At 44.9% G+C, this 15,035-nt stretch carries 11 protein-coding genes; 4 read left to right on the forward strand and 7 right to left on the reverse strand.

The features are described from left to right. Positions 1-182 precede the first annotated feature (182 nt). A complete protein-coding gene (locus ACN6MV_RS26655; RefSeq protein ID WP_042130946.1) occupies positions 183-1,199 on the forward strand; it encodes a LacI family DNA-binding transcriptional regulator in 1,017 nt (338 codons plus the stop codon). A gap of 114 nt (positions 1,200-1,313) precedes the next feature. On the opposite strand, the gene ACN6MV_RS26660 is transcribed toward ACN6MV_RS26655, so the two are convergent. The 4 genes from ACN6MV_RS26660 to ACN6MV_RS26675 all read right to left on the reverse strand — a co-directional run bounded on the left by ACN6MV_RS26660 (position 1,314) and on the right by ACN6MV_RS26675 (position 5,578). Then, complete coding sequence (locus tag ACN6MV_RS26660; protein ID WP_042130947.1) at positions 1,314-1,928, reverse strand: S-layer homology domain-containing protein; 615 nt, start codon at positions 1,926-1,928, stop codon at positions 1,314-1,316. A gap of 181 nt (positions 1,929-2,109) precedes the next feature. Next, complete coding sequence (locus ACN6MV_RS26665; protein WP_419885224.1) at positions 2,110-3,120, reverse strand: ketoacyl-ACP synthase III; 1,011 nt, start codon at positions 3,118-3,120, stop codon at positions 2,110-2,112. Between the two features lie 132 nt (positions 3,121-3,252). Beyond that, positions 3,253-3,966 (reverse strand): DUF3153 domain-containing protein, encoded by a 714-nt coding sequence (locus ACN6MV_RS26670; protein ID WP_042130949.1) that lies wholly within the window; start codon positions 3,964-3,966, stop codon positions 3,253-3,255. A 214-nt stretch (positions 3,967-4,180) separates the two neighbouring features. After that, the gene (locus ACN6MV_RS26675; RefSeq protein ID WP_375103973.1) at positions 4,181-5,578 is read right to left on the reverse strand and encodes an MATE family efflux transporter; all 1,398 of its coding nucleotides are present in this window, start codon (positions 5,576-5,578) and stop codon (positions 4,181-4,183) included. Positions 5,579-5,738: 160 nt separating this feature from the next. Between ACN6MV_RS26675 and ACN6MV_RS26680 the strand changes: the two genes are divergently transcribed. Further along, on the forward strand, positions 5,739-6,620 hold the full coding sequence (locus ACN6MV_RS26680; protein WP_042130951.1) for a helix-turn-helix transcriptional regulator: 882 nt from the start codon (positions 5,739-5,741) through the stop codon (positions 6,618-6,620). 72 nt (positions 6,621-6,692) lie between these two features. Here ACN6MV_RS26680 and ACN6MV_RS26685 read toward each other — a convergent pair whose 3' ends face one another. The 3 genes from ACN6MV_RS26685 to ACN6MV_RS26695 form a co-directional block, all read right to left on the reverse strand. Continuing rightward, complete coding sequence (locus ACN6MV_RS26685) at positions 6,693-8,300, reverse strand: extracellular solute-binding protein (RefSeq protein WP_375105300.1); 1,608 nt, start codon at positions 8,298-8,300, stop codon at positions 6,693-6,695. Positions 8,301-8,369: 69 nt separating this feature from the next. Continuing rightward, complete coding sequence (locus tag ACN6MV_RS26690; RefSeq protein ID WP_076121232.1) at positions 8,370-9,263, reverse strand: carbohydrate ABC transporter permease; 894 nt, start codon at positions 9,261-9,263, stop codon at positions 8,370-8,372. Between the two features lie 11 nt (positions 9,264-9,274). Beyond that, a complete protein-coding gene (locus ACN6MV_RS26695; protein WP_139328631.1) occupies positions 9,275-10,150 on the reverse strand; it encodes an ABC transporter permease in 876 nt (291 codons plus the stop codon). Positions 10,151-10,654: 504 nt separating this feature from the next. Between ACN6MV_RS26695 and ACN6MV_RS26700 the strand changes: the two genes are divergently transcribed. Next, positions 10,655-12,889 (forward strand): AraC family transcriptional regulator, encoded by a 2,235-nt coding sequence (locus ACN6MV_RS26700; protein WP_042130954.1) that lies wholly within the window; start codon positions 10,655-10,657, stop codon positions 12,887-12,889. 217 nt (positions 12,890-13,106) lie between these two features. Beyond that, positions 13,107-15,017 carry an exosporium glycoprotein BclB-related protein gene (locus ACN6MV_RS26705; RefSeq protein ID WP_419885225.1) on the forward strand — a complete coding sequence of 637 codons (1,911 nt, stop codon included), beginning with the start codon at positions 13,107-13,109 and terminating at the stop codon, positions 15,015-15,017. Positions 15,018-15,035 lie beyond the last annotated feature (18 nt).

Consider the following 15,035-nt stretch of genomic DNA (forward strand, 5'->3'; position numbering starts at 1 on the left):
CATTATTTTTTCGGAATATATCTCAGTATTAAAATATCCGTTTGACTTGTTTCGGCAATAAGAATAGACTTAAAATAACTGTTTTACTCTTCATTCCATTCAAAAAAACTCATAAATAACCGCTCTACTACAGTCTTTCCCCCATATTCCAACTATTAAGCGGAGGGTGGCTTATACTACATATGAATATCAAAATGATTGCCGAAATGGCAGGCGTTTCTGTCTCGACTGTTTCGAAAATTATGAATAATTACAGCGATGTTTCGGAAAAGACCAAACAACGAGTCCTGGAGATCATCGAGCAAACAGGATATTCACCATCCAACTCCGCCAAAACACTTGCAACCAAGAAATCGAATCTGATCGGTGTGATTTTCGCTGGTGAGCTTAATGTAGAATTTACGCATCCTTTTTTCGTTGAGGTATTAAATTCCTTCAAGAAACAAATGGGTGTACTAGGATACGATCTCATATTCTTTTCCAACGAAAAATTTATTAGCAGCGGAGATTACTTCGCGCGTGCTGTTCATTTTAATGTAGATGGCTGTGTCATTATATCCGGACAGAAGATGGAGCCGACGATCCACGATCTGGATATGAGCAGTATTCCTTGTATCGGGGTAGATCTCGAACTAAAAGGGAAGAAATCAGGCTTTGTTATGTCAGATAACTTCCAAATATCCTCTAAGGTCGTGGAGCATTTTTACCTTCTGGGTTATAGGGAGCTTGGTTTTATAGGAAGTGCCGCGGATTCAGAAATTTCTAATCTACGAGAAGCAGGATATACCAAAGCTATCGAAAGTTTCGGTCTCCCCTTGAACCGGCGTTGGTTTGTACATGGCGACGATTTCTTTGAGCCCAGCGGTTATGATGCTATGCAACAATTAATACAAAGTGGCAGTTTACCAAAGGCCATTTTTGCTGCCTCTGATTTGCTGGCTTTAGGAGCCATCCGTGCATTAAAAGAACATGACCTCCGTGTCCCTGAGGACATCGCCATCATCGGCTGTGATGACATCGAAGCCTGCAAATATACTACACCAAGACTGTCTACCATCCGTCAGAACAAACAACGACTTGGTATCCTCGCTGCCCATATGCTCTATGACTTGATTAACAATCAGTCAGGTGGCGGTTCATTTGTTGTGGAGCCAGTACTTGTTGTGCGCGAGTCCTGCGGAAGCCAAATGAAATCTTAACATATAACACGAATAAATCCCCTCAAAGTTTACAGTACCTTTGACCTCGATAAGAAGTCTAAGGCATTGTCTAACTTGAGGGGATTTTTCATGCGGAAAGCTTTAAATCCTGTTCTAGAATTTTGCTAGTAGATTTGAAATACTCTGAGCTGCCTCGGCACGGGTTGTCATCGCCTGTGGAAGGAAGTTACTATCCTGATGACCCGACAGAAGCTTAGCTTCTAGCGCACCTTGTACATAGGTTACTGCCCAAGAACTAACTTTAGAGCTGTCATTAGTCACATGGAATGTGCTTGCTTCCGGCTTAACGCCCGTACGATATGCATAAGCTCTTACCAGCATAGTCGCCATTTCCTCGCGGGTAATCTGTTGATTCGGGTCAAAACGATCCTCGGATACGCCTTGAATAATGCCTGCTTCAAAGGTTGCATTGACCGCCTCTTCATACCACGATCCAGTGACTACATCTTTGAATGAAGTCGGACGACTCGCAGTTAAGAAAAGCGCTCTGCTGAGGAGAGCTGCATATTCTGCTCTTGTGATGGAACCCGATGGGTTAAACATAGCTTCAGATTGTCCCTTCACGATTTGTTTAGCAGATAATTCTTGAATAGTCTTGTATGCCCAGTGACTCTCAGGTACATCACGATAGCTGCTTTGGAACGAAAGAACAACGTATTGGCTAAAATGGTTCAAATCTATGGTAAGACTGGTTTTGGACGGATTCATCGTCCCCCTAGATAAGTAAAGCTACCATTTTCCTCAATACGATAAATACTGGCTAACGCTGGATTGGTTCCATTCAGAATCGGTAATGTTATCTTCACGGGTACAGTTTACTCCCGGAAAAGCACCGGGAAACGGTCGCAGCGTTAACAAATCTCTTCTTATTTATATTTACTTAAACAACTTACAATAAAGTCGGCTCCCCTACCCGTTCATCCAGGTTTAGTTCTACCAGTTGGCCGGCCTGTGTCAGCCCCGCACCAAAGCCATACATCAAAATCTTTTGCCCGTTCTTTACTTTACCTTCACGTATACCCAAATCAAGAGCTAAGGGAATCGTTGCGGCAGAAGTATTGCCAAAATTCACAAGACTGTGCAGCACCTGCTCCATCGGATAGTTCAATCGTTCGCAAATCGGCTCAATCATTCGCATATTGGCGCTGTGCGGAATAAACCAATCAACTTGCTCCAGAGCTACTTCTGCTTTTTCAAGCAACTGCTGTACACCGAGAGGAACGGTTCTGACCGCCCAGCGAAATACCTCGCGCCCGTTCTGTACCAGCATCTGTGTATCTACTAGTTCAATATGGTTCACCGTATGGGCTAGACCCGTGCGATATACATGATGCGCACCACCGCCATCACTGGCTAGCTGAAAGCCCAAAAAGCCCGTTGATTGCTTATCACTCTCCACAAGTACTGCACCAGCCCCATCACCAAAAAGGATACATGTACTGCGATCAGTATAATCTGTAATCTTGGAGATTGTATCCGCACCAATCACTAGAACCTTACGGTGCATCCCTGAAGCAACATAGCTATGAGCCGTATGAAGTGCATATACAAAACCCGCACACGCTGCGCTCAAATCCATTGCTCCAGCAGTCTGCGGAATATTTAAGCGGTCTTGAATCAAAGAAGCTACTGAGGGAAAGGAAAAATCAGGTGTACTAGTAGCTACAAGGACCATATCCACATCCTCAACGTTTTTTCCATAACGTTTCATTAAATCCTTTACTGCAGCTACACATAAATCGCTTGTGTATTCATCCTGCCGACTAATTCTGCGTTCACGGATTCCAGTCCGTCCCACAATCCACTCATTATTAGTATCCACCATCTGCTCAAGATCAGCATTCGTCAGTCTTTTTGCCGGGACATAAGTTCCGATAGCTGTAATTTTTGCACCTGTCATTCCAATCACCTCTTCATTTAGTATCTGATATTAGTACTTGGTACTAATTATAACTCTACACCTGCTCTAAAGTAAAGAAAGCCGGTAAAGCAGCATGGCTTCCCGGCACTTTCTATACATATCTCGAACCACTTAAGCACGATTTACTTTACGGTGTTTTCTTTTTCTGACGAAAAATAGAATTGCAGCAATGATCACCACCACTAGGATGATTAACATGATCACTATATTCCATACATTCGGCACATAAAGCTGCATTTTGATCGGCTCCGTATCCCCCAGCGTAACATTCCAGGTAAGTGTTCTGCCTTCATCAACAGTTGCATTATTATCACCAACTAGATCTATTGGCAACGTTAATTTAAAATCAAATGCCAAGTTCTTCAGCACCGCCCGAATAATCGGCTTCGATAAACTCAATGTCCCCATATTATCCATGATGGTATCCATATAGCTATTAAATTGAGGCTGTGCCTCAACATCATACGTGGTATATAACAAATTCTTTTTAGTAACGAGCTGTAGATCCACAATATCCAGCCCCATAGAGGTTGAACCTATATCCTCAAATGAAGGGTAATTTTTCTGAATTTCATAGACTGTAGACTTACCTTCTTGTCGTTTTTCTAACTGAATCCCTTCCTCCTTCAATTTATCTGTCAGACTCTTCTCCATTTTATCGCTGATCAACGCTTCTGTACGGGAATCCAATTTCACGTTCATTGCTAAATCTACGCTTTGATTCTTATTCACCGTAACGTGAACGGTACCATTAGAGCATCCCGATATTAGTATCATCATTAAGAGCAGTGCTAGGATCGTCAAGCCTCTCCATTTTAACGGCATTTTCCTCAAACCCTTCAGTAGTATGTATTTATAAAACAGCTACCCATGCTCTAAAGGCTAACTCATTTATCCGTTCGAATCAAACTTAATATGAATGAACATCTATTTATTCGCGAAAAAAAGAGGTGATCTCAAAGTAATAAGCTCTACTCATGGAATCACCTCTTTCTCCAAAAAAGCACGGACAAATCGCTGCCTGTATTCTATTTACTCCTTAAATGCTAAGAAAGGCTCTTCTTTTACTTCCGCTGTGAATAGAGGCATTCTCTTCGCTTTTTAAAATATCCGCCTGACGAAGAACTTTTCTCCCTTTCCAGCGCATAAGAACAAGCATCCCCCGCACAAATTCATCAGCAATCATACAGCAGTAGATCCCCGTGAGCCCCCAGCCTAAGCTAATGCCAAACCAGTAGGAACAACCCACTCCAATAATGGACATAGAAACGATAGAAGTATACATCGTATATCGGGTATCACCGATGGCGTTCAATGCATTACCCATGGCCATATTCAACATTTTGCAAGGCTGCAGTAAGAGATTTAGAGCCAGCAGGGAAATCCCAATAGCAATAATCCGCGGGTCGGAAGTGAAATAACCTAGCAGATTCCTTCCGAAAAGAAATAGCAATAACATATTGGCTGTTACAATGGCTAACCCGATATACAGTGTGCGATACGCACTACGGTAAGCCTCTTTCAATTTGCCTGCCCCGAACAAATGCGCGATCTGTATCTGTCCGGCTAGAGCGATTGCATATCCTAACGTGAAGCAAAAGGACTCTAAGGTGTTAAGATAAGTCCGTGCTGCTAACGCTTCAGCTCCAAGTGCGGCTAGAAAGGAATATACAATTAGCTGAGAGAACACCCAGCAGGAAGAATTAATTCCAAGTGGCCAAGCAATCTTTATAATTTCCTTGAATAGCTTGCCGTTGAATATTCGGAAATCTCTAAGTCTTATCTTAATCTCGAAGGAACCTCTAAACATGGTATACAGCATGATCACTCCGACCAGTCTACTGATAATACTTGAGATCGCAATTCCCGCAAGCCCTAGCTGTGGCAGACCGAACATCCCGAATATAAAGATATAGTTCAGAATAATATGGATGACATTTATGATGATCCCTGTGTACATTGGCCCTCTGGTATTTCCTGTATTTCGAATCGCTGTACCAAGGGATGCAATCATCCCCACCAAAAATAGTCCGCCGCCGACATACGCGATATAGACATTAGACAGTGATAATAGCTCAGGCGATATATTTAGAATCCCTGCTATTGGACCCGCATAGAAGAACAAGATGATGCTCACGACAATACCAAGGATGAGACTAACCGATACGCCCATAATTGCGATCGTACGCGCTTCGCTGAAACGTTTTGAACCCATTCTTTGCGCGATCAGGATACCCGCCCCGCCCGCAAAGGTGGTAAAAAGTGTGGTCAACGCACCGAACAATTGATTGGAAATGCCGACTACGGCGACTGCATCATCAGAAATACGGCTGACCATTAGCGTATCCACCGTACCTAGCAGGGTCTGAAGAAACACCTCTATAAATATAGGCCAAGCCAATACCCATAGTCCAAAGCCCTGTCTTTCTTTTTTCACTAAACAAACCTCCCCTTAAACCAAACATGCATACTGGACCTGAGAAACAGCATATTTTTTCTTTAGGTCAGACTAAATTATAGATGATATACTTTTGGTGATGGTACAGATTTCAAACCAATAATTACATTATTCCAACCTCATAAAAGGAGATCTCTCCATGAACATTTTTAATTTTACCGTCCCGCCAATGCTCTACTATATCGTAAGTGGATTGCACACCTTCTCACCAGGGCATTACCACATGAGCCGCCACAATATCAATGTATTTGACTTGCTTGTAGTTAAACAGGGCTGCCTATATATGAATGAAGGAGGCCTCACCTTTCAGGTACGCGCAGGTCAGGCACTGCTTCTTCGTCCAGATAGCCATCATTTCAGTACGGACAGCTGTAAGGAGTACACCTCTTATTATTGGCTTCATTTTCAGACCGTCGGCGATTGGAATATTTCCGAGGCTACAGCTGCAACTCCAGACACAGAACACACCAGAGTGGAGCATTCTCTTCATTCTGACGAATTTAATATACGCACTTTCACCTTACAGCTGCCTCAATATACCACGCTGCTGCAACCATCCAAGATGGAAGAACTGCTCTCGCAGCTGAATCAATTAGCGCCTAATTCCCATTTGAGCGATACTCCATTTCAGCAGCAGTTGCTGTTCCAAGAGGTTCTCCAGCAATTATCCGCCTCTCTGAGCCATGAGCGCCCCTCTCCCTCCAAACTGTGTGCAGAGCAAGCTGCCTCCTATCTGCGAAGTCATTTCCGTGAACACATCACTGCACAGCAGTTAGGAGAAAGCTTAAACTTTCATCCGGTATATATCGCTCGCTGCATGAAAAAGGAGTATGGCTGTGCACCGATGGATTATCTGCTGCACTACCGGATTCAGCAGAGTAAGCTACTGCTGATGCAGACCAGTTATACGATTGCCCGGATCGCTGAGGAAGTCGGCTTCAATCAAGCCCCTTACTTCAGCTCCAGCTTCGTCCGCATTGAGGGAACCACTCCGCGGGAGTTCCGCCAGCGCTTCTCGTAGTCTCCTAGAACACAAAAAAAAGGATGTTCCCCCCGCCTCCATGGCTTAAGGAACATCCTTTACTCTTCTGTTTTACAAACCCTTCTCCTGTGCGTAAGCATCCCATTGCTTGATATATTCCGCCTGGATCTTCTCAAGACCAGCCTGCTTAGCCTTCTCCATGAAGGTAACTAGACCCGCATCAACATCCTCTACCAATCCGGCTTGCAGCGGATACAGGTATTGCTTCTCTACCTGCTCCAATGCCGCTTTTTCAGCCTGATAAGAGGTGTAATCTTCTGCAAAGCCTGTGAAGATATCCGGTTTCTGAATCTTGTCGAGATCAGCAAAGATTTCCTTCACACCATCATAGGATTTGTCGAATATCATAAATTCCGGGTTCCGCCATGCCCAGCCATTCATCCCTTCACGAGTGAAACCGTTCGTAGAAGCGTCTCCAATAAGCTCATAATAACCGTTTGCATCAATCTTATAGTTTTTCCCCTCAACACCGTATTGTGTCAGCTGATTGTAACGTTTATCCAAAACCATCTTCTCATAGAAGGCTAGTGCGCGTTCCGGGTTCTTGCTGCCCTTCGGGATCGCGAACCCATTATGAATAGGATGCACTGGTGTTGCGTAACCAATAGTTTTACCATAAGGGTAGTAACCCAGCTCCCAATCTGGATGGGCCGCTTTAACTTTCATCAGCGTATCGTTGAAGCGGGTCGGGTTATCTCCGAAAATACTTGCTGCTTTTCCAGCAATAATCGGAGCCTGAATAGTATCCTTCACGTTCAATACATTTTTGGAGATTAAGCCTTTTTCCTGCCAGCGTCTCATGGTCAGCAGTTCTTCTTTATGTTCCTCCGAGCCCCAGTAAAGATAAGCCTTCGCAGGATCGCTGTACTTAATTCCAATACCGTAAGGCAGCGGGCTTCCAACCATCGCGTTAAGTGTGGTGTAGACATCATGCAGATTCCCCCTCACATCACTGTTAAAGGATGCTGGCGACATCTTCGGTTCATTCTTCTTAATACCTTCCATATATGCTTCGTAACTGGCCAAGTCTGTCGGCTGAGGCAGGTTGTATTTCTTGCGCAAATCCTCACGCCATACGAAACCATTCGTTACATACTCCTTATAAGTCGCAGGTACAGTGTAGATCTTCCCATCAATCTTAACGGCTTCCCACATGTCTTGCGGTACAAATTGCTGGAGGGCTGGAGCAGCCTTCGGCAGCAGATCATCTATAGCCAAAAAGGCCCCTTTTTTAGCGTAAGCTTGATACTGTGTCCAGTCTGCAGTGAATATCAAATCAATCGATTGACCAGAAGATAGCAGCAATTTGTACTTCTGATCCCAGTCTGTCCAAGTTGTATAGTTGAATTTAACGGTCGCATTCAAATCTTCTTCAGCCATCTTGTTAATTTGCGACTCAATACTTGAAAGATCCTTCGGAGCATCACCCAGCATATAAAATTGCAGTTCAACCTTCTTAGATGTATCCAGCCCCGTCTTCTCCTCTGTTCCGGCGTTGGTACTCTGAGCTGTATCCCCCCCGTTGTTGCTCTCTTTTACTGCTGCATTTTCCTTGTTCGCGGAATTGGAGTTCCCCCCACAGCCTGCCAGTAGAGCCAAGCTGAGTACTGACATTAGCAGAATAGAGCTGCTTTTGCCCCGTAGTTTGTTCATCTGAATCCTCCCTTTTCACTATGATTCTATGTTAGCCGACTATCCCCTAATCCTCATAGGGACCAAGTTGCGGTTCTAACCTTTTACAGCTCCGATGGTCAACCCCTTGACGAAGTAACGCTGAACGAATGGATACAGAAATAGAATCGGCCCAGTCACAACAATCGCCATGGCCATTTTGGTAGATTCCGCAGGGACTTCCGTAGCCAATGACACCCCGGTTCCAGCACCCATCTGCGCAATAAACTGTGCCGAATTGATAACATTGTACAGATAGAACTGCAGCTGATATTTATGGGTATCGTTGATAAACAGGGAAGAGGTGAACCAGTCATTCCAATAATACAAAGCAAGGAACAAGCCGACAGTAGCAATCCCCGGCATGGATAGCTTCAGCACGATCTGCCAGTAAATCCGGAAATCACCGGCCCCGTCCATTTTCCCGGAATCAAACAACTCCTCGGGGACTGCTGATTTCACGAAGTTTTTCATTAAAATAATTAAGAACGGTGTCATCAGGCCTGGTAGCACCAATACAGCATAGGAATCCAACAGACCGAGGTATTTAGTAATCATGATGTACCACGGAACAAGTCCTCCACCAAACAAGGTTGTAAAATAAATATAAAAGGAGAATGTATTACGGTATTTAAAATCCTTGCGAGCCAGCACGTAACCCGACATCGTCATGAAGAAGAGTCCTAATGCCGTTCCCACTACAGTGGTAACAATGGTGACCGTGTAAGCACGCAGCACTTCATCCGGGAATATGAAGACCGTCTTGTAGCCTTCAAGAGAGAATTGCCCCGGAATCAGATGATAGCCGTCCCGGATAATGGATTCATTGCTGGTTAATGATGCAGATATAATTAGCAGAAAAGGCAGCAGGCACGCAACCGACAGCCCAAGGATGACCACATAGGCGATGGCATGAAGCATCCGAGTATATTTGTCCTTTTGAATTTGCATTTCTTGTCCTCCTAGAACAGGGCGTAGTCGTCGTTTATTTTGCGGATAATATAGTTAACCGTCATGATGAGGACAAAGCCGAACAAGGATTGATAGACTCCAGCTGCTGTCGCCATACCCACATCGAAGGTTACTTTAAGCGAACGGTATACGTAAGTATCAAGAATATCTGTCGTATTGTAGAGCAGCCCGTTATTACCTATTAATTGATAGAACAGATCAAACTGCCCCTTCATGATACTTCCGAGCGCAAAGAGCAGCAGCACCACAAAGGTTGATTTCAGCATCGGCACTGTAATATACCAAATCCGCTGAAAAATATTAGCGCCATCAATCTTAGCCGCTTCATAATATTCATCACTGATGCCCGTAATCGCTGCTAGATAGATGACCATGCTATAGCCGAGATTCTTCCATAGATAGAAGATAATAATTAGAAAGATCCAAGCCCAGGGTTTACTGTAGACATCCACCGGATCGAGTCCGAACTGCGTAAGCATTGTATTCAAGAAACCGCTGTCATAATTGAACAGGTTGTAGACAATAACACTTAGAATGACGAAGGATACAAAGTATGGCAGAAACATTATCGATTGACTAATCTTTTTAAACCATTTCCCATTCAGTTCACTTAAGAGGATCGCACAAGCAATCGCCAACACATTACCAAGTACAATAAAAGCAATGTTATAACCTATCGTGTTCATTGTCAGCTTCACCAGCGTACCGGATCTCCAGAGAAACTCGAAATTCTGCAACCCGACAAACTTGGAATTGAACATACTGCTGTTGAAGTCAAATTGAGTGAACGCATAATAAATACCTACCATTGGAAAATAGGAGTTCACCAAGAAAAAGATCAAGGTGGGCAGCAGCATCAGAAACATTACCCGATTGTGCAGCAGTTCATAAATAAATCCCTTCTTCTTCCTTGTCGTCCGTAAGCGTGCTCTTCCATCGGCCTGGATGCCAAGTTCGACGGTTGAGATTCCTTTGGATGAGGTTTGGCTCAAGGTCTCTCACTCCCTTTAATGTAGAAGCTTCATAATTCCACTATAGGGCGATTCTTGTGAACACAGAAGTGAAGCTTCATAGCTTTCCTTCACAAACTGGAGAATCTGCAATTGAACAATTGAAATGTTTATGGAGAAGCGATGAATCGAGGGATTACCAGTGTACATAGGGGGACGCAGCAGAATATCCCGAAAAAAATGATGATATGTGCACAAATACTTATTTTATTCATAGCGGTAATAGTGGTAATTTACAGGATTTTAAGGTTACTCCACTGTTCTGTTCACTCTAGGGGAATTATAATAAGAGGACTTCCTATCTAAAGTTCATCCAGAGCCTTGTCTAATAAACCGCAGCAATTTCAGGGGAGGGCGACTATGAAGAATAATGATATACGGAGAAAAAGACTGCTGTATGGCAAGCTGCTAACAACGATAACACTGTGTATTTCGTTAACGCTTCTGGTCTCTACATTTGTATACTATACATACTACATCGGGGTCGAGAAAACACAGACCTTCCGCTCGGATCTAAGAGATCTGACTCAGACCGGCAAGAAGGTAGTCAACATGGCTGAAGTGGCGCAAACGCTTTCATTTCAGCTATATCGAACTAGCACGATATCCCACCTGTTGTTCTATAACAAACCCTCCATTTATGAGGTTACGGCTGCGATGTCAGATCTCGGTAACTATCTGAATTCTATGCCGTACATTGAATCCATCTATGTATATAATCCGAATAACGACACGGTATATATCTCCGCTGCGCAAGGGCAGAACGGTGTGTACACCACACGAGAATTAGAGGACACTGAAATCATACAGATGTTAAATCATTATCAGGATTACAAAACATTCACTCCCATCCCGCGTACCTACTCCATCGGTGAACCCAAATCAGAAGCTATCTCCGTCTATACTTATCTCTGCTATGATGCAATCAATTGGGACCGCACCATCAACTCTGCTGTTATTGTTAATATATCAGCAGCTTGGATAAATAAGGAGCTAGCTAACAGTAATACAACCGGTAGTGGCAATACCTACCTCCTAGATGACCAAGATCGTTTTCTTTCGGGGAACAAGCTAACATTGGAAAAACTCTCGGCAGATGAGCGCATCTGGATAGAGCATCAAGTGAAAGACCGCTCTGCAGGCTATTTCACCGCTCCATATAAAAATCAGAAATCACTAGTATCCTATACTTCACCTGATTCCCTTGGCTGGCAGTATGTTCGCATTACTCCTTATGATGTAATCACAGAACAAACCAACCAAATCCGTAATACAACATTATTAATTTCTTTGATTATTCTAATATTCGGACTTATCATCTCTAGAATACTTTCCAAACGCCTCTACCTTCCTATTGATTCCATCGTAAGCCGAATGAATAGTCTGGAAGCTGACAAGCGCAACAGCATGTTTACGATTAGACAGAATTCTTTACGTAATCTTGTTCTCGGTATTAGATCCCCTCATAACAGCCGACCAAGTGATATGGAGCAGTTAAGTATTGCTTTCAGCTTAAACGGGAGTTACCGGCTGGTACTACTCCGTATTGACGAATATACCACCTTGCGACAAGAGAGAGGTTCTTATCTACTTCCGTACAAATTCGCCATCATGAATATTGCCTCGGAAATATGCGGTCAAACTTACCAAGTAGAGAGCGTCGATATGAACGACGATAGTGTAGTTATGCTACTAAGCAGTATGACGTCCGCTGAACCTCTGGATACAGAGTTGATCGAAGTACTGCTGCGACAAATCCGTGTGGCTTGCTGCGATTATCTGAGAATCGGACTGTCGCTCGTGTACAGTCCCGTTAGTGATAATCCGGAGCTACTAAACCGAATCTACAGTCAGGCTAAAGAAGCTTCCAAACATAGACTGTTTTATGGGCATGGATGCCTGATCAACGCCGAGAAGATCAACGAATTGCAGTATAACCTATACTCTTATCCGGCAGATAGCGAGAAGAAGCTGGTCGATGCGCTTACCAGTGGTAGGACGGATGAGGCACGCAGCCATTTCTCCGGCATCTTGCGCGAAATGGAGCAATATCCCTATCATGTCCTAGAACTGACACTCTCTAGGGTGACTCTAACCATTAAGAGAATCTTTGATAATATCAAAAAGCTCAGCGCTACTACAATGGATGACATGCTCAAGATGCCTTCACTTGAAAATTACGAAACGATGGAGGAGCTTGAAGAAGCTTTTTATAACCTCTTCGATAATATTCAGGAATTACAAGCCGATAAGCGTAGCTCTAAGCAAAGTGATCTGATCCGGCAGATTAATCAAAAAATTAATCAATCTTACATGGATCCCGGCCTGAGCTTGAACCAGATTGCTGATGAGCTTAACCTGTCACCTATATATGTCAGCCGCCTTTATAAGCAACAAACAATGACAGCCATTGTGGATGTCATCATGGATGTACGGATGCAGGAAGTCTGCCGCCTTCTGACAGACAGCGATCTATCCGTTTCAGATATTGCTGAAATGACTGGCTTCACCAGCAGTTCTTATCTTCATCGAATGTTCAAGCGCAATTTCAGCATCACGCCAATAGAATACCGTCGCTCTAATACCCGTTTATAGAACTAAATGCTGATTTACAACACTACTTTAGATATAACTCTTATGAAGGGTGATACTACTTCTACTTAACTACTCTATCAATAAGGCAGGCCACCGGTAATACTGACTTTCAACGCGACGATTGTAACAACTTCCGCTTCTCAGAATATGCTGATTGGGCAGGTTCCCAATTTTTAAAGGAATGAAGAGGAGAAGCTCAAGGAGGAGATACAGAAATATGTCGGATCATAGTCATAGACCATTCAAAGGTGACGCTATCCTTAACAAGCAAGGAAGAATAAGCAGTCCTGTGAGAAAAAGGGAGTGTACTGCTCTATTAAAAATAGTCACTGAGCTCGCTACAGTGGTACCGCCCGCACTTACGAATCCCACAATACTTCATATTACTAATCTTCAAAGAGTGTTAAGAGAACTCATGGAATTCTTGCATGAAGCTAAGATATGCAGCCCTTCTAGAACGGAGCTTCTTTCTGTAGTAGAAATAACCATTGTATCTACAGAGGTCAGTCCCTTCTCCGTCGTAAGCGTGGGTACCAATCTTCAACAACTATTAGCTGAGTTATTGTCTTTTGTTCTTGCCACAAAGATTGACCCTCATTGCAAAGATCAGTTGGTTATTCAAATCAGGCATATTCAGGCTTCTATTTCACAAGCACTTGGCCTCCCCGTTAAAGGTGCCACTGGGCCGCAGGGGCCTCAAGGACCTCAGGGACCTCAAGGACCTAAGGGATCCACTGGTGCAGGGCTGCAAGGTATTGTAGTCTTTAATCCCGCGCAAAGCCCGTTATATCCAGCGGGTCAAGTTGTAACCTTTAATGGCAGCACCTATATAGCTACTGTTGCTGGACCCAAAGGAATCCCCGGTACTTCATCAGATTATTTACTGATTGCTGGTGGAGCGACAGGCGCGACTGGAGCGCAAGGACCTCAAGGGCCTCAGGGACCTCAAGGACCTCAAGGAGCGCAAGGGCCTCAAGGGCCTCAAGGGGAATATGGTGTTGGTGGGACAGGCGCGACTGGTGCGACTGGTGCGCAAGGTATACAGGGACCGCCAGGTATACAGGGACCGCCAGGTCCTGGAGCAGGGGCAACGGGGCCAACAGGTGCTACGGGTGCTGCCGGGCTTGCTGGACCAACAGGCGCTACGGGTGCTGCCGGGCTTGCTGGGCCGACAGGCGCTACGGGTGCTGCCGGGCTTGCTGGGCCGACAGGCGCTACGGGTACTGCCGGGCTTGCTGGGCCGACAGGCGCTACGGGTACAGCCGGACTTGCTGGACCGACAGGTGCTACAGGTACCGCCGGGCTTGCTGGGCCGACAGGCGCTACGGGTACCGCCGGGCTTGCCGGGCCGACAGGCGCTACGGGTACTGCCGGGCTTGCTGGGCCGACAGGTGCTACGGGTACAGCCGGGCTTGCTGGGCCGACAGGCGCTACGGGTACTGCCGGGCTTGCTGGGCCGACAGGCGCTACGGGTACCGCCGGGCTTGCTGGGCCGACAGGCGCTACGGGTACCGCCGGGCTTGCTGGGCCGACAGGCGCTACGGGTACCGCCGGGCTTGCTGGAGCTACGGGTGTTACCGGAGTTACAGGCGTTACTGGTGCAACCGGTGGGGGTGCAATCATTCCGCTGGCATCCGGTGGGCCTATTATTATGACTACGATTTTAGGCGGTTTAGTTGGAACAACAAGCCTTATAGGCTTCGGGAGTTCAGCCACAGGTATTTCTCTTGTTGGTGGAAATATTGATCTGACAGGTACAGTTCTTGGACCTCTTATCAACTTTGCAATGTCAGTTCCTCGTTCGGGAGTCATAACATCTGTTGCCGCTTACTTTAGTAATACCGTAGCTTTATCACTTATTGGTAGTACGGTAACTGTGACAGCACAATTATTCCAGTCTACCTTACCAAATAACACATTTACTCCTATTCCAGGGGCTATAGTACCACTGCCATCTATCACAGGCGCAGTTAATCTAGGAACTTTTGTCAGTGGAGCAACATTCGGTGTTGATTTCCCTGTAACAGCGCAAACTCGCCTTCTTATGGTCTTTTCAGCCACCGCTTCAGGACTCAGCCTTGTAAATACAGTCACTGGTTATGCAAGTGCAGGCTTCACTATTGTATAATCACTAATACTAATACAA

It is taken from the genome of Paenibacillus sp. B-A-8, assembly GCF_048572915.1.
Lineage (GTDB): Bacteria > Bacillota > Bacilli > Paenibacillales > Paenibacillaceae > Paenibacillus_AQ.

What these genes read in the sequence shown, in the direction of transcription:
- ACN6MV_RS26655 (WP_042130946.1), top strand. Translation starts at nt 183, where the DNA reads ATGAATATCAAAATGATTGCCGAAATGGCAGGCGTTTCTGTCTCGACT.
- ACN6MV_RS26660 (WP_042130947.1), bottom strand. Translation starts at nt 1,928, where the DNA reads ATGAATCCGTCCAAAACCAGTCTTACCATAGATTTGAACCATTTTAGC.
- ACN6MV_RS26665 (WP_419885224.1), bottom strand. Translation starts at nt 3,120, where the DNA reads ATGACAGGTGCAAAAATTACAGCTATCGGAACTTATGTCCCGGCAAAA.
- ACN6MV_RS26670 (WP_042130949.1), bottom strand. Translation starts at nt 3,966, where the DNA reads ATGCCGTTAAAATGGAGAGGCTTGACGATCCTAGCACTGCTCTTAATG.
- ACN6MV_RS26680 (WP_042130951.1), top strand. Translation starts at nt 5,739, where the DNA reads ATGAACATTTTTAATTTTACCGTCCCGCCAATGCTCTACTATATCGTA.
- ACN6MV_RS26690 (WP_076121232.1), bottom strand. Translation starts at nt 9,263, where the DNA reads ATGCAAATTCAAAAGGACAAATATACTCGGATGCTTCATGCCATCGCC.
- ACN6MV_RS26695 (WP_139328631.1), bottom strand. Translation starts at nt 10,150, where the DNA reads ATGTTTCTGATGCTGCTGCCCACCTTGATCTTTTTCTTGGTGAACTCC.
- ACN6MV_RS26700 (WP_042130954.1), top strand. Translation starts at nt 10,655, where the DNA reads ATGAAGAATAATGATATACGGAGAAAAAGACTGCTGTATGGCAAGCTG.
- ACN6MV_RS26705 (WP_419885225.1), top strand. Translation starts at nt 13,107, where the DNA reads ATGTCGGATCATAGTCATAGACCATTCAAAGGTGACGCTATCCTTAAC.